This window comes from Lysinibacillus sp. EB271-A1-10B, assembly GCF_058791335.1.
Genome location: NZ_JBYTDL010000014.1, coordinates 76,606 through 91,658 on the forward strand (window position 1 = coordinate 76,606; position 15,053 = coordinate 91,658).

Sequence of the window (15,053 nt, forward strand, 5' to 3'; positions counted from 1 at the left end):
AAATAACGGCATTTTTATAGATAAGTTATTTTCAGCAAAAAATATATAATGTTTTCTACTCTAAGTATTATTTATGCTAATCAAACTATTTTTAGTTCTCTTCTGAAGACCACCATTTAGACTGCCTTTCATCTTGCCATAGCAAATTGTTTTTGTTGTAAAAAAAAACAGCTAAGCACCTATTTGCTTAGCTGAGTTTATAGTATAATTATGCCTTAATTCTTCCCATGACAATCGTATTATAATAGTTGCCATCTGAAAGGAGTTTATCATTTTTTAAAACGCCTTCAACTTCAAAGCCAAGTTTCTTATAGAGCAAAATTGCTTTGTCATTTGTCTCTATAACATGTAAAGACATTTTTTTAATATCATTAGCGTCAGCCCATTCTATCGAAATATTTAAAAAATTTTTGCCTATTCCATAGCGCCAAAACTCCTTCAATACACCTACACCAAATTCTACTTTATGAGCAATTCTTTTTAATGGTGATCCCGCACATCTTGAAAATCCGACAATGCGATTATCGACTACTGCCACTAAACACAAATTTCTTGGACTTTCAGTGTCTTCCTTAATAATCGCTTCAAAACCTATCGTATCGATAAAGCCTTCCCCTTGTTCTCTATCGAAGTTTTCCGTTTCTCCATCAAGTTGTAGCCTTAAAGCTGATAATGCTTGGGCATCTTCGAGATTGGCAGATCTAATAATATAATGAAGTTCATTGACAATAAATTTTTGACTGTTTATGAGCATTATTGAAACCTCTTTTACGTAGTTTTAAAAAAAGTAATTGGCTGAATTTTCACGAATCGATTGTGCCATACGGACTCGTGGTGCTTAATAATTTGCTCTGCATTTAATACACGACTATGTAGTGTGGTATGTGCACCTTCAACTAAAATATTATGATGGTATCCATGGCTGTAAGCATTGCGAATGGTCGTATCAAGGCAAAATTCTGTTTGAGCACCAGCGAAAATAAGCTGCTCAATTTGTTGTTCTTGTAAGTATTGCGCTAATTCCGTTTGATAGAATGCATCCCAAGTTGTTTTTTGAATCACTTTATCTTCAGTTTGTCGCAGAAGCCCATGATATAGATCCCAGCCTGGCTTACCAAATGCAAATTCGTCATCCTTATTTGAATCCGTATGTTGGATGAAAATAATAGGAACTTCACTATTACGTCCCCAAGTTATTAACATATTAATATTATCTAACACTTTTTCATAATCAAATAAATAGTTTTCACTATCCAAAAAGAATGCTTCCTGCATATCCACGATAATTAATGCCTGCTTCATATAGTGCTCCTTTAGAATCTGACTTTAATTATCTAATTGTACATAAATTTATTTTCCATTTAAAGAGAATTATGAGGGATGAATAGCGCATCACCATAGCGTGTGGCTGATTTCCGTTCCGACTATATACTTTCTTGAGAGCGTCTGATGAGCCGCATCCTTTCTAAAGCATATACTAAGTTAAAATAAAACCCCCTCCACAGCACGATGCCATGAAGGGGGTAATACAACATTTTATTCCATTAATTCTTCGACAAATTCAACTGGTACATATGTTTTCGCTGGTTCTAATAAAGCTGGTGCTACTTTAAAATAACGAAGTGCTTTATTATAGCCATATTCTTTTTGACCACGTGTAATTGTATAAGATACTGCGCCTTTAGAGATAATAGCGCCTTTTCCTGTTGATTCTACTTTAAAGCCTAGCTCTTCGGCAATTAAACGTAATGGTACCATTTTAGTACCTTCAACCTCATAAAAGTCATTGTTAATAATTTCTTGTACAGCAGCTTTTGACGGATCTACTTCACCTTGTTCCTGTGCAATCGTATCTAAAACGACAACTTTTGAAGGTGGAGTTTGTGCTGGAATGCTCATTGTTGTAATTGTGTAGAACACTAGTAAATGTTGCTCTGCTAAATCTTTAGCTTTTACTTTTTTACCAGATAGGCTAAGTAATTCTGTTTCTTTGCCAACATTTAGCTTTAACGTGTTATCTGTATTCACCAATTCTTTATTGAAATAATCTACTTCAACAATTCCCATTTCTTTTGTTTCAACAATAATTACTTCTGGGTTATATTGTGGTGGATAGATCATAAGCATTGGCTTATTTGCATACGTGTAAGCTGTTACTTGATCACCCTTTTGTAGTTTAACTTCTTTACCTATATTATCGAAAACTAGTGTCTCGTCATTTACGACAAAAACATTTGTATTTTCGTTCTCTTTCACAGTGTAATAGGTTGCATCCTCACGCTTTTCAACACTCTCAATTGTTCCAGCTATTTTAATAAAAGTTGGTTGAACTTCTGGATTTTGCTCCTTATTATCAGTAGCATTCGTCACAACTGCTTCTCCTTCGTTTGCTGATGCGGTTGGAGCTACTACAGCGCCCCCGATTAATAATGCTGACATGGCAAATGGTACGACTTTCTTCATTTTCATAAAAAAGCATCTCCTTCATTTCACGAATTCATAGAAGTAGTCGATTATAAAAGAAAAAGGTTACAGCCTTGCCAACTTTTTTAGAGGAATGCTAAAAAAGCCGAGATTCTTATACATCGAAGAATCTCGGCTTTTACTTATATTATTTGTATTGATTTGCGGATATTTCCTTCCCTTCCGCGGGTTTTTGCTCTTCTTCCGCAGGTATTTCCCCCTCGCGCGGGTATTCGCCTTTCTTCCGCGGGTATTCACCTTCCTTCCGCGGGTATTTCCTTCCCTTCCGCGGATATTCGCTCCCCTTCCGCGGGTATTTGCCTTCCCCCGCGCGGTTATTCGCTTTCCTTCCGCGGGTATTCGCCTTCCTTCCGCGGATATTCTTCCCTCGCGCGGGTATTCGCATTCCTTCCGCGGGTATTTGCCTTCCCTCGCGCGGGTATTCGCCTTCCTTCCGCGGGTATTCGCTTCCCTTCCGCGGGTATTCTTCCCTCGCGCGGGTATTCGCTCCCCTTCCGCGGGTATTCACCTTCCTTCCGCGGATATTCTTCCCTCGCGCGGGTATTCGCTTTCCTTCCGCGGGTATTTGCCTTCCCTCGCGCGGGTATTCGCTTTCCTTCCGCGGGTATTTCCCCTCGCGCGGGTATTCGCCTTCCTTCCGCGGGTATTCGCTTTCCTTCCGCGGGTATTTCCCCCACGCGCGGGTATTTGCCTTCCTTTCGCGGTATTCTTCCCCCGCGCGGGTATTCACCCTCCTTCCGCGGGTATTTCTTTTAATCTAGTATTACACGCATTCCATACAGATTTAATACATGAATTGAAGTAGGTTTAGTATTCGCTGTAAAAAGTATTCACGTTCATTTTGCTTTGTTCGTATATCCAAAGCCATATCGGGGAGATCGGTTATGACTCCATTGACATTTTTCCGAATAAAATCATGTAATGACTGATTATTATTCAATGTCCATACGAACAAGTCAATTTTTTGCTGCTTCATCTCTGAGATTAGCTGGTCTGTTACCCATGCTTCCTCTAGTGAAATGAAATCAACGGTTTCATCCATCGGCCCGATATTTAATGCATAGACAACTCCAACACGTAAGTTCGGTGCCAATTTTTTTATTTGTGACATCATTTGTGGATCTGAAGATTGCACATAATACTTATCAAGAACCTTGTAAGCTTTTAGTTTTTTTACTAACTTGGGCAATACGTCTTCCGTTTCTTTCCCATGTACTTTTAGTTCAATTAGTAAGGATACATTTAGGGCTTTTGCTATTTCAATAAAATCATCTAATGATGAAATTTTGTCGTTAAAGCCATTAGCATGAATTGTTAACGTCTTCAATTCACCGAGCGTCATATTGGCGATAACACCATTTTTACCTGTGAGTCTTCTTAATGTTTGATCATGAAATACTACGAATTGTCCATCAACGGTTTGTTGAATATCGATCTCGATTAAATCTGCACCCGAACTTGCTGCACTGACAAGTCCGCTGATTGTATTTTCCACATTTCCCTTCGTGTAGCCCCGATGTGCAATAATTTTTGTATCTTGTGCATAGACACTTTTCTCTAATGAAATACCATTCATCACACTTAATGCGATGAAAACAACCAAAATGATGAAAGTTAACGGTTTATAGTTTCTTTTTCTAAATTTCGGTGTAAATCGTGATCTGCCTAAAATAGGCGTTTTGTAGGTAATCGCCACCATTACTTGTGAAATCATTGCTTGCAGTAAACTAAATAACACTCCAAACACCATTTCTAAAAAAGCAAGAGTAATCGCTGCTGTTACAAGTGCGGTGCTCGGAATCAAACGCTCCAACAAATATAATGGAAAAGTACTTATTATCGTAATGCCAAGCATCACAAGTAAATGAACTATAATAAGCGTGAATATTAATCCAAGGAGGCCCAACAAGCCGCGCTTTGAAAAGCGCCAGCTTTGTATGAATGAACGAAGTAATGATATTTTTGGCTGGATTGTAAAAATCGGCATTGTCAAAATGCTACGTATCCCTACTATAACTAAAAGTATTGTTATAGCCGCATAGAGTAAACGACCAGAACGACTGCTCATGATATCATCTGTCAAAATATGTGGAAGGGAAAAGGTTTGTGTGAATGTTAGCGGAAGTATCAATGAAGTTAATGGCAATAAAAGTGCAATAAAAATAATTAAAAAAATGACTTGAATACTAAAAAAGGAAAGCATCTTACGATTGAGTTGCTGCCATATGTGTTGAAATCGATATCGAGTACCTCTTTGTTGATGAAAGGCCATTATAAAAAGAAAGCCCATTTCATAATAAATAAATAGCAAAATGAGCATTATCAAAAGAATGATCATCAAGATGACAAAGGGATGCCCCACAAAACTTTGAATATTTTGCTCAGTTATTTGTGTGTACCCGGTAACTCGTAGCATTAGCTTAAATACGATAGCTGTTACTGGAACAATTAATAAAAACTGAAATAATTTAATCAGTGCGAAAACTTGTATATAATCAAAGCGATACTTATAAATATTGTAGACGGCTTGGCGCATCACTTGTCCTGTTTTGTGCATTTACTCACCCCAGTCATACCTATCGTATCCCCTATCTTAAGCATCTTTACGATTTTTATAAACTCTTCCTTACAGGATATGTAAAGCCATTTATGTTAAATTACTTGAGCTCTTGAAATACAATTTGTCCCATATAATATGCGAGTAAAAATGATAAGATTTCTGTATTTATAGTAGTGTCTAAAAATTTTTTTGAAACTTTTTTGTATGTCACTCAGTAAATAATAAAATCGATACAATTTAAGGGGGCTAATAATTATGATACATACGATTTTTAACTTTAGAGATCTTATTAGTACAACTGTACTTCTTGTATGTTTCCTCGCCATATTTTTCGTGATGATTAATATGATTAAAAAAATGAAATCGACAGCTCCTCTACCTCCTGAAGAAACACTTCAACAAAAAGTAGACGATTTAACAACACGGGTGAAAGCGTTAGAGCATCGAGTGGAAAACTTATCAGAAAAACAATAGCGCTTAAAAAAATATTTGTTAAATGAAAAAACGCTGTAAAGTTTATCCTTTACAGCGTTTTTCATAAACGATACGGCCATCCACAACCGTATATGCCACTTTTACTTGTGGAATATTTTCAATAGCTATCGTAAAAAGATCCTCTTCTAATATAGTGAAATCTGCTGTATAGCCTTTTTCAATCTTACCTCGAATATCGTCTTGGGCTATTATTTGTGCAGCTCCTACAGTATAGAGTTGTACTGCCTCAAAACGTGATATTTTCTCCTCTGGTCCGTAGCCGTTATGAGATTCTCCAAAATTCCGTCTTGTGACTGCCGCGTATATTCCGTGTAAGGGGTTTGGTACTTCAATCGGGGCATCACTGCCACCTGCAACGACTAATCCGCTAGCAAGTAGTGATTTTAATGGGTGCAAGCCTTTTGTTCGTTCCTCCCCTAGCCTAGCTAGTTCTGCCGTATACTCGCCCTGCACAAATTGCGGCTGCATATCCACAGCGACTGGCAACGCAGCAAGTTTTTCTACTATCCCTTCGTCCACTAAGCTACAATGAATAACACGATCTAATTGACCTTCTTGGGGCGGATAGGTAGCAAATACGTTTAAAATTGTTTCGATGGCTAAATCCCCAATGGCATGCACGGCCACTGTTTGTCCATGCTGTCGTGCAAGTTGAACATATTGCTCTAATTGTTCTGTTGAATGGACAAGCATACCGTAATTGCCTGGCTCATCACAGTATGGTTCTCGTAAGGCTGCAGTACGTCCTCCAAAGGCACCATCGATAAAGATCTTCATTGCACCAAACTCTAAATACGGAGAAGATGTTTCTTCCATCTTAGTTACTTCCTTAAATACTGTGTGGTGCTGTAATAAATGAACTTTAAACGATTGCCTTGCCTCGACAATCTTTCGAAAAGCATTTATTGGTTGAATCGGTGGCCCGTAATAGCTTAAATCTTCAGAATGACCACCCACTAAGCCATATGATTGCAAGGATATTACCGCCTTCTCAAGCGCATCCTCGATATATTCGGGCGTAATATGAGGCATATGGTTAACAATCATATACAATGCTGCATCCTTTAAGACGCCTGTTAGCTGACCATCTACTTTTTCAATGACGCCACCTTCTGGTGATGGTGTATCGTTTGTTATTCCTGCAAATGCCATTGCCTTGGAATTTGCCAAAATTAAATGATGGCAACTACGCTTAATTATTAAATGTGCTTCCCCTAAAGCATCGAGTTCCGATAATGTTGGGAAAATAGGAACTTCAAACTGTGTCTCATTAAGTCCTATCGCAATTACCCATTGATCTGCGGGAACTTCCAGCATCCTTTCACGAATAATGGCCAGTAGCTCATCCTTACTTCTGACGTTCGATACATCAATATGCTTTAATTTTTCCCCGTATCCAATAATATGTAAATGACTATCGACAAAGCCTGGATACATCACATTCCCTTGTAAATGTTTAATAGAAGTAGCTTGTGGCGACAAGCTCTCTACTGAGCCTGTCGCCACAATTTTTCCTTCTTTAACTAGGACTGCTTCAACTGTTTCGCCAACTTGTGCCATCGTGTAAATTTTTCCACCTGTCCATAACGCTGCCAAAACAATTCCTCCTATGCAATCAGTTCTAATCAATTATGCTTCGGTATAATTGCGACCGAAGGCATTGGGCCAACGTGATGTTGGTCACTCAGTCGTGTGTCGCTGTCGCTTCGCTTTCACACAGATAAATTGCACAGGACGTGGCGTTCTTAGACTGAGTTCCTCTGTTCAGCACGAGTTTGGACCACGTTGAAAGAAATTAAATGTGCTCGCTCTAGGCGACGACGAACAATTACGCCAAACCATCCTGCCATAATGGCTTTCACAATACCTACTATAATAAACGGTGCCGCACCACCCATAAATGCAGCTGTCCAAGTTAAATCTCCAACGATTTTTAACCAAGTCGTTCCAAATGCCAATGTCACAACCATCCCAATGATGTTCGAAGTAATAGCATGGAAAATTGTAACTCCGAATTTATCTAAATATAAGCCCATAATGATTGCTGTGACAAGGAATCCGACAATATAGCCACCTGTAGGGCCAACTAAAATCGCAAATCCTCCTGACATACCACTAAATACTGGAATACCTGCCGCTCCAAGCAAAATATATATCAATACTGACAACGTTCCAAGTTTTGTTCCTAAAATCGTTACGACTAATCCTACTGCTAATGTTTGTCCTGTTATTGGAATAAGTGGTAACGGTATCGTTACTTGTGCAAGAACAGCAATAATCGCTGCACCAAATGCCGCTAACACATAATTATATGTACTACTCTTTTTCAAACTAAATTTCCTCCCCTTGTGCGTTAACTATAGATGAAAATAAGTTAACACAAACATAAAGCAAATGAAAACTGTTGTCAATCTATTTCGAAAAATTGCTATAAAAAAAGAAATTACTATAGTAAACTAGCAATTTCTTATCATATGTCTTCATGTAATTTAAATAAATCAGGAACTATTTGATAAGAATATCACACCAACTAAAATCAAAATCCAAAAATGCTTATTAAAAAATGCGTAAATATAATTAGTCACATATGTTATTGAATGTACGATTCGTTAACATTCTACAATTAATATTGGTTTTTTGACTATAATTAGTCAATTCGGATAAAAATCATTCGGAAAAAGACCCGTATTTTGAAAATGAAGGATAGGTATCTCAGTCTCCAATCATGTGCAAGCAAGTGGTAGTAATTGTGCCTGCATACTTATAGTTGGAAGAATGTGCGTTGTAACATTTTGGTTTATATGGTAACATACTTAAGTATTTTTCCATTATTAAGGAGGCAAGTTATGTTACGCACTGGAATCATTCTTTTAATTTTAGGTTTAGGGGCATTTATTCTGCCGCAATTCGGTCTACAATTCAAATTATTTACCGTTTTTAACGACATTTTTGGCGGGGGCGAAACCTATGTCGAAATTGCTCTTGCAGGTATAGGCGCCGTCCTAGTATGCATTCATTTATTTAAAGGAAAGAAGGACAAGTCGTCCGCAGCATAAGAACATGTGATTTTTGGGAGGAAGATATTTTGAAATCGTTAATTGCAAGACTATTAAAATCAGTAACTGCTATGACTTTAATTATGATGGTGTGTGCGGTTCCCGCATTCGCCGAAGAAGAGCTAAATTGGGTCGAAGGTGGACAGAAAGTTGACGTGGGGACAAATTTAGCGGAACTGGAGTTAGACAGTGATTTTATTTTTCTGAATGCCGAAGATACGAAAAAGTACCTAACGCAGGGCGGAATGGAGCCGAGCGGGTCAGAAATCGGCGTGGTTTTTCCAAAGGATGAAACTCAGACTTGGGCCGTTTATTTCGAATATGACGAATCTGGATATATAGAAGACGACGAAAAAGCGGAAATCGATGCTGATGCCTTGTTGGAAAGCTACAAAGAAGGTACTGAAGAAATGAATAAGGAGTTAAGCCCTGAAAATCAGTTATTCGTTGACAAATGGGATGTTGCTCCATTCTACGACAACCAATTACATAGTTTGTCGTGGTCTTTATTAGCCCATGATAATCAGAACAATGGTGTTATTAACTACAATGTGCGAATTCTATCCCGTGAAGGCTATATCTCGGCGATACTAGTCTCAGATCCGGCAAATTTGCAGGCAGATCGTATAGTGTTTAACAACAAGATCCTGTCGCAGTTTAACTTAAAGAAGGGTCAGCGCTATGAGGATTTTGACAAAAAAACCGATAAGGTAGCTGATTTCGGCTTAACAGGATTAATTCTTGGAGGTGCGGGTCTAGCAGTTGCCAAAAAAGCGGGCTTTTTTGCTGTACTCCTCCCTCTATTGAAGAAGTTCGGGATCATAATTGTGCTGGCTGTCGGTGCGATTTGGGGCTTTATTCGTAAAAGAATGGGATTGAAGAAAGAGCAACCGGAGCAACCTGAACATTCGGAAGAACTACCGACACAAGTAGAGCAATCGGAGCAACCTGCTCAGGACCAGGACAAGGACCAAGAGATTGACAAGCAGAAAGTTTAATTTGCATGAGAAATAACCGCTAAACGTTTCGCGAATGTGGTTAAAAATAGGAATAATTAAAGCCCCTCCTAATCACTCGTTAGCCGAGTGATATAGGAGGGGCTTTTCATATCGGTATTCATTTAAAGAAGTGCCTTATAGCCAAAACCGTAGCGAATATTGTATCCTCTCACCCGTTGTCAATCTAATCTAATAAAAAAGAAATTGCTATAGTGAACTAGCAATTTCTCTATACAAATTACCAAAGCGGATCGTTGATAGGATCATCTTCTTGTAAATCAAATACATATGGTGCTAGTAGTCGATAATAAATAAGAACACCCGCCATAAAGAAAATAGTCCCAATAGAAATATTATTAAAAATCATATGCATAAATACCATAAGTGGAATCGGGAACGTTAAAATACCACCCATTTTCATTGATTTTTTTGTGCGATATTGTTTTTTCCCACAATAAGGACATTCGATTTGTCCATTTTTCCGGTACATTTTTCGAGCTTGCTTCTCTGACCAAGTTTCCCCACACTCAATGCACACCGGTAGGCCATAGCCTTTCTTGATTAACACACCTTTCACAATCAAAGCAATCCCTATCAAGAAGCTAAAAAGCAATATACCTTTTACAAATTCGTTTTGTAAAATTGTCCATAGGCTCCATGTATCCGCTTCTTGCTGTACACTAGCTGCCTGATGACTACTTGAATGTTTATTCTGCGATAATAAATAACTAAAACCAATGGCCAACATCGTAAACGTCGTAAGCACCACACGATATTGCCACGGACTGCTTCTTCTTTGTTTCGTTTTACTACGTGCTTTCTGAGCAATAGCCTGTTTTTTTTCATCTGTAAGCTTTACTTCATGAAGCTCTTTTAGCATATCTTCTTTAAATTGATTCATGGCGTAACACCTCCCAATCATAATCACCGATAGCTGTTGCAAGTTGCTTTCTAGCACGCTGTAATCTTGTACGTATTGTTGCTTCTGGACAACATACGAGCTGTGCAATTTCAACTGTCGTCATATCCTCAAAATAATAGAGAATCAGTACTTCCCTATAGGCCACAGATAATGTAAACAAAGCTTCTACTAGCTCTCGTTTTGTGGACTTAGCAAGATATTCTTTTTCAGGCGTGACTGCTGTCGTACGTCCTGTTATTTTTTCAAAGAGTGTCAGTCGTTTACTTTTCCAGCTGCGCAAATAATCATGGCTTCGATTGACCGTCATTTTCACTAAATATGTACGTAATGATGCTTCTTGACGAAATTGCTCCTGCTTTTGATAAAAGGCGATAAACACATCTTGCACAATGTCCTCAGCTGTTGCTTCATTTTTCACATATAAATAAGCAACCTTTAGTAAATAATCACCGTGCTCTGCAATAATATTTTCAATATCCATCGTTGTCCTCACCTTCTTTCTAAACTACTGACGGACGTCGCTTCATTTCCGATTCACTTTTTTAAAAAATTTTTTCAAAAGAAAAGAATCTGCGAAACTCCAACGACTATACGTTGGAATGAAGCAGATTCTTTTTGATTGATACTAAATATTTGCACTTACATGCCAGTACCCATCATCTAACTTGTTTAATTTCGATTCCCCGCGCCACTATATTGATTAAAAACAGTGCTTTGGTTACGACCATTGCGCTTTGACGTATATAATGCTTTGTCCGCATTATGGATCAGCTCCTCAACAGTGGCAATCTGACCTTGTTTATTCGTACTGACGCCAATACTAAATTCCAACTGAACGGTCTCATCATTAATTGTTAAGGACATAGAGTTTAATGTTTGATAGAGATTTTCCGTTATCGTTTGAATAGATTCACCCTCCGGTAATTGACTAAGAACAATAAACTCATCTCCGCCAAAACGAGCAACAATCGACTCAAATGATTGAAAATAATCCTTTAATGTAGTTGCAGTAATCGTTAAAGCATCATCACCAAATAAATGACCATTAGCATCATTAATTTCTTTAAAATGGTCTAAATCAATCATCATTAATGCTAATTGCTGATTTTCTACCGAAGCTTTCTCCAGCATTTTTTCTGCATTCTCATCAAAATAACGTCGATTATAAATATTCGTTAATGGATCAACGTAAGAAGTTTTTTCAAAACGTTTTTTCTGGTCATTATACTCCATCTCAAATAACAAATGAGTATAATTTTCCCTTTGCATTTCCAATAGAATGTTAATATATTCCTTTTGTATCGAGCACAATACAAGCTTATTCCCTTGTTCTTCTATTAGCTTCACTAAAGAATTATAAATAGTTTGAAGCATAGACAAATCATTATTTTGTAAGGCATAGTGCTTCGACTTTTGATACAAATCAATGGCCTCGCCAATGCGCCCCTGTTTTTCACAGAGCAATGCATAGGCATTCATAACCTCCAATTGTAACTTGGAGTAAGGTGGTTTCTTAATCGTCACTAGCAATTCTTGCAATAATTCATCTGCTTCATCAAATTCCTCCAAGCAAATTTGTGCAACAGCTAAGTTTATTTTTGAATAAATAATCCCTGAATAAGGATTTTCATGCTTTGTTTCAAAATAATTGGCATAGTATAAGCTCTTTAATGCAAAATCCTTCGCTTTTTGAGAGTTCCCTAAAGAGTTTTCTAAGTCGCTTAAATTATTATAAATTTTCCCTATGCTATCTGTATGTTGAATACGTTCAGCAATCTCTAGTCCCTTGATCATAAACTCTTTCGATTTCTTTATATGGCCGAATGTCCCCCAATAAATGGATGCTAAAATATAATGATGGATTAAATCGATATCATCGCCATATTGGAAGGTTAATTCTCGATATTGCTCTAGCACACTAATGGATACTTGCAAATCACCTGTTTGAAAATAGCTTGCACAGCTATAGCGTAATAACAGGATTGCTTTTTTATACATACCAAGCTCAATAGCACTTTCAATTGCGGCACTACTTAATTCTATATATTCTATAAAGCGATTCGCTTCATACAATTCATTGAGCGTAATCCATAATTCTTCAAACTCCTGTGTGTTCATACCGCCCCTCCTTAAAGTAACCCTACTTCTTTAATACTATCTTTATGTGCCAAATATTACAATTCCTCAGACTCATTTATTTTCAAATTTATGAGTAAAATTAACCTCAAAATCCCATTCAGTGATTCATTTATCCTAAAAAGTTGTGATTCCTTTTGTAAAATGACTCTTTTTATAGGGGGGAATATTAAAGATACCATAATTTTCCGTTAAATAAAAAAAACAGCCTCTTCTCGAAAGAGACTTGAAGAAGGTGTGGATGGCTAGATATGTGTGGATCATCATCATAATATGTGGTTGATTTCCATTCCGGCTAGCTACTTTCCTGGGAGCTTCGGGGCAACAGATGTTTTTTTGTGCGAAAGCGTAGCGGCAGCAACAACGTGTTTGGCTGTGCGAAAGCGTAGCGGCAACAACATGAGAGTTAGTCACCAAGCTGCAATCACAGGACGTGATATCTTTAGCCTTCGTTCCTCTCCCCGCTTCGCTTGCGCTCCAAATACTCATCTGTGACACTAATATTCCCACCGGGTCGCCCAGCCTCCAATCAAAATATACATGACGTAAACAAATGTTAAACTAATCGCAAAAATCAATTATTCTTCATCACAAAAAGATTTCAAAGAAATCAAACCTCGTCATAAAGAAAGCGCTCCCAAAAAGTCCAAATGGTAAGGTCCGCCGATTATATTATCATAACGTTTAATGTAAAGATTCTTCAATACTTAAAAGCTTCTTTAACTCTACTGACCTTTCATTATTTAGATGTACCATACCATAACCTACTTTATACAAATCAAGTGATTGACCGGAACTATCCCAGATATCTACACGAACTCCATCTAGTATAAATGAATAATCTGGAGGGTATCCAATATTTTCAACAGGCTGCCACTCTGTTTGTCGAAAGAATTGCATGACTTCCTGTTCGTTTTGAACGTTGAGCATAGTCGTTACTGTTGGTTCAACAATTTCCACATTGTTTAATACGCCGTAATTTGTGACTCTACCATATTCATCAATTGACTCACTCCTATTTGATTCTATACTGACATAATCTCCTTGCTTTACCGGGAAACCATCCAAAACCGGATACCAAGTTGCTTGTGGGTACTTTTTCATAATTTGCTCTTGCGATAATTTTTCTAAGTCCTCAGGAATAGCCTTTTCAACAAATAGAAAGGCATTGGATTCTACTTTTATGACTGTTCCCTCATACTTAATTCCATGTGAATTACTTGAATAATTCTTGATTCCTTTTTGCTCCTTTATCGCTTTTACCTGATCTGCAAAATGCTTATCAAAATAGCGGATAGCATCCTGAGCGGCTATTTCTTGTACTATACCGTTTGGGAGAGTAGGATACTTTCCTCGGTAAAAGGAATCCAGCTTTTTTTGAGCTGTATACATCGGTAACAAAGGCTCCACATATGTTTTAAAGTAGTTCTTGATTCCCTTCTCTTTTAAAAGCTTCGCATATTCAGGTGATTGTTGTAACATAAAAAGCTCGTCATAATGCTCCTTCCTTACCGCCTTTAGTTCTGCGTCAGAATATTGGAGACTAAGTGACTTCGCATAATAATAAGTGGCAACTACCTTCTTGTAGCGCTCTATTGCCTCTTTTGTATAAAATTCCTCGTCTTGTTTGCCCCAATTAATGCGCATTATATTTTCAAAATGGGTAAGCTGTGTATCGTTAAACATAATTGCAGATTGTTTCGTCTCCTTATTCAGTAGCTGCACCATAACAAATCCAACGAAGCAAAACGTGACAATCACTGTTAAAAGCGCGAAACGAATGGGCTTTTTAGCTTTGACATCTCGCTGCTGTAAGACACGATTTTTAACACGCTCTTTACTCTCTACCATATCCCCTGCCACTTTCACCAACTCTTTTTGCCATTCATTCATGTCCAAGCACCTCCCATTCCTCCAGCTTTAATTGAGACTTTAAAGCTTCTCTTGCCCTTTTTAACCTTGTTTTAACAGTGTTTTCTACAATACCTAGAACTTGTGCTATTTCGGCAATCTTCATCTCTTCGAAATAATAAAGGATGATTGGCTCTCTATATTTTAGTGGAAGCTTTAAAATAGCTGCCCCAATTTGGGTCCTTTCCTCCGCTTCAATCAGTGTGTCGCTCTGTATGTTAGCCCTCTCAGGGAATATTTTTTCTTGTAAAATTAATTTCTTAAAATGCCAGCTTTTTAAATAATCTTTGCTTTTATTAATCGTTAACCTTGATAAATAAGCACGTAGCTGTCCACGTTCCTCATAATCATGCTGAGAAAATTTTATAAAAACCTCCTGCACGATATCCTCTGCCGCGTGTCTATTTTTCACGTAAAAATAGGCGAGACGCAATAAATGCTCTGCATGATCATCCATAATTTGTTCAAGTATGCCGTCCACCTCCCCCTCT

The 15,053-nt window shown here is 37.7% G+C and carries 14 protein-coding genes; 3 read left to right on the top strand and 11 right to left on the bottom strand.

All coding sequences use genetic code 11. From position 1 onward, the window contains the following. Positions 1–208 precede the first annotated feature (208 nt). The 4 genes from AC3WSK_RS17375 to AC3WSK_RS17390 all read right to left on the bottom strand — a co-directional run bounded on the left by AC3WSK_RS17375 (position 209) and on the right by AC3WSK_RS17390 (position 5,041). On the bottom strand, positions 209–754 hold the full coding sequence (locus tag AC3WSK_RS17375; protein ID WP_079560259.1) for a GNAT family N-acetyltransferase: 546 nt from the start codon (positions 752–754) through the stop codon (positions 209–211). 14 nt (positions 755–768) lie between these two features. Beyond that, the gene (locus tag AC3WSK_RS17380; protein ID WP_079560258.1) at positions 769–1,302 is read right to left on the bottom strand and encodes a cysteine hydrolase family protein; all 534 of its coding nucleotides are present in this window, start codon (positions 1,300–1,302) and stop codon (positions 769–771) included. 234 nt (positions 1,303–1,536) lie between these two features. Next, complete coding sequence (locus tag AC3WSK_RS17385; RefSeq protein WP_079560257.1) at positions 1,537–2,469, bottom strand: stalk domain-containing protein; 933 nt, start codon at positions 2,467–2,469, stop codon at positions 1,537–1,539. Positions 2,470–3,268: 799 nt separating this feature from the next. Beyond that, positions 3,269–5,041, bottom strand: coding sequence for a glycerophosphoryl diester phosphodiesterase membrane domain-containing protein (locus AC3WSK_RS17390; protein ID WP_492414316.1), 1,773 nt, complete (start codon positions 5,039–5,041; stop codon positions 3,269–3,271). Positions 5,042–5,299: 258 nt separating this feature from the next. Here AC3WSK_RS17390 and AC3WSK_RS17395 point away from each other — a divergent pair, with 258 nt between their 5' ends. Further along, on the top strand, positions 5,300–5,518 hold the full coding sequence (locus tag AC3WSK_RS17395) for a hypothetical protein (protein WP_079560255.1): 219 nt from the start codon (positions 5,300–5,302) through the stop codon (positions 5,516–5,518). A gap of 42 nt (positions 5,519–5,560) precedes the next feature. On the opposite strand, the gene AC3WSK_RS17400 is transcribed toward AC3WSK_RS17395, so the two are convergent. Next, positions 5,561–7,135 (bottom strand): amidohydrolase, encoded by a 1,575-nt coding sequence (locus AC3WSK_RS17400; protein WP_492414317.1) that lies wholly within the window; start codon positions 7,133–7,135, stop codon positions 5,561–5,563. Between the two features lie 149 nt (positions 7,136–7,284). After that, complete coding sequence (locus AC3WSK_RS17405; protein ID WP_079560253.1) at positions 7,285–7,869, bottom strand: biotin transporter BioY; 585 nt, start codon at positions 7,867–7,869, stop codon at positions 7,285–7,287. Positions 7,870–8,385: 516 nt separating this feature from the next. Between AC3WSK_RS17405 and AC3WSK_RS17410 the strand changes: the two genes are divergently transcribed. Then, positions 8,386–8,595 carry a hypothetical protein gene (locus tag AC3WSK_RS17410; RefSeq protein ID WP_079560252.1) on the top strand — a complete coding sequence of 70 codons (210 nt, stop codon included), beginning with the start codon at positions 8,386–8,388 and terminating at the stop codon, positions 8,593–8,595. A gap of 29 nt (positions 8,596–8,624) precedes the next feature. Further along, a complete protein-coding gene (locus AC3WSK_RS17415; RefSeq protein ID WP_427483914.1) occupies positions 8,625–9,593 on the top strand; it encodes a DUF2167 domain-containing protein in 969 nt (322 codons plus the stop codon). Between the two features lie 238 nt (positions 9,594–9,831). On the opposite strand, the gene AC3WSK_RS17420 is transcribed toward AC3WSK_RS17415, so the two are convergent. From AC3WSK_RS17420 to AC3WSK_RS17440, 5 genes are all read right to left on the bottom strand, one after another. After that, positions 9,832–10,494: a TIGR04104 family putative zinc finger protein gene (locus tag AC3WSK_RS17420; RefSeq protein WP_492414318.1), complete on the bottom strand. Its 663-nt coding sequence runs from the start codon at positions 10,492–10,494 to the stop codon at positions 9,832–9,834. After that, complete coding sequence (locus AC3WSK_RS17425) at positions 10,481–10,996, bottom strand: sigma-70 family RNA polymerase sigma factor (RefSeq protein ID WP_079560250.1); 516 nt, start codon at positions 10,994–10,996, stop codon at positions 10,481–10,483. The genes AC3WSK_RS17420 and AC3WSK_RS17425 overlap by 14 nt, the downstream gene beginning before the upstream one ends. Before the next feature lie 188 nt (positions 10,997–11,184). Further along, entirely contained in the window at positions 11,185–12,633 is a 1,449-nt protein-coding gene (locus tag AC3WSK_RS17430; protein WP_427483913.1) for a tetratricopeptide repeat-containing diguanylate cyclase, read from the bottom strand. Between the two features lie 702 nt (positions 12,634–13,335). After that, complete coding sequence (locus AC3WSK_RS17435) at positions 13,336–14,544, bottom strand: hypothetical protein (protein WP_427483912.1); 1,209 nt, start codon at positions 14,542–14,544, stop codon at positions 13,336–13,338. Further along, positions 14,537–15,043 carry a sigma-70 family RNA polymerase sigma factor gene (locus tag AC3WSK_RS17440; RefSeq protein WP_079560247.1) on the bottom strand — a complete coding sequence of 169 codons (507 nt, stop codon included), beginning with the start codon at positions 15,041–15,043 and terminating at the stop codon, positions 14,537–14,539. The genes AC3WSK_RS17435 and AC3WSK_RS17440 overlap by 8 nt, the downstream gene beginning before the upstream one ends. Positions 15,044–15,053: the final 10 nt, after the last annotated feature.

What these genes read in the sequence shown, in the direction of transcription:
- AC3WSK_RS17375 (WP_079560259.1), bottom strand. Translation starts at nt 754, where the DNA reads ATGCTCATAAACAGTCAAAAATTTATTGTCAATGAACTTCATTATATT.
- AC3WSK_RS17380 (WP_079560258.1), bottom strand. Translation starts at nt 1,302, where the DNA reads ATGAAGCAGGCATTAATTATCGTGGATATGCAGGAAGCATTCTTTTTG.
- AC3WSK_RS17385 (WP_079560257.1), bottom strand. Translation starts at nt 2,469, where the DNA reads ATGAAAATGAAGAAAGTCGTACCATTTGCCATGTCAGCATTATTAATC.
- AC3WSK_RS17390 (WP_492414316.1), bottom strand. Translation starts at nt 5,041, where the DNA reads ATGCACAAAACAGGACAAGTGATGCGCCAAGCCGTCTACAATATTTAT.
- AC3WSK_RS17395 (WP_079560255.1), top strand. Translation starts at nt 5,300, where the DNA reads ATGATACATACGATTTTTAACTTTAGAGATCTTATTAGTACAACTGTA.
- AC3WSK_RS17410 (WP_079560252.1), top strand. Translation starts at nt 8,386, where the DNA reads ATGTTACGCACTGGAATCATTCTTTTAATTTTAGGTTTAGGGGCATTT.
- AC3WSK_RS17420 (WP_492414318.1), bottom strand. Translation starts at nt 10,494, where the DNA reads ATGAATCAATTTAAAGAAGATATGCTAAAAGAGCTTCATGAAGTAAAG.
- AC3WSK_RS17425 (WP_079560250.1), bottom strand. Translation starts at nt 10,996, where the DNA reads ATGGATATTGAAAATATTATTGCAGAGCACGGTGATTATTTACTAAAG.
- AC3WSK_RS17430 (WP_427483913.1), bottom strand. Translation starts at nt 12,633, where the DNA reads ATGAACACACAGGAGTTTGAAGAATTATGGATTACGCTCAATGAATTG.
- AC3WSK_RS17435 (WP_427483912.1), bottom strand. Translation starts at nt 14,544, where the DNA reads ATGAATGAATGGCAAAAAGAGTTGGTGAAAGTGGCAGGGGATATGGTA.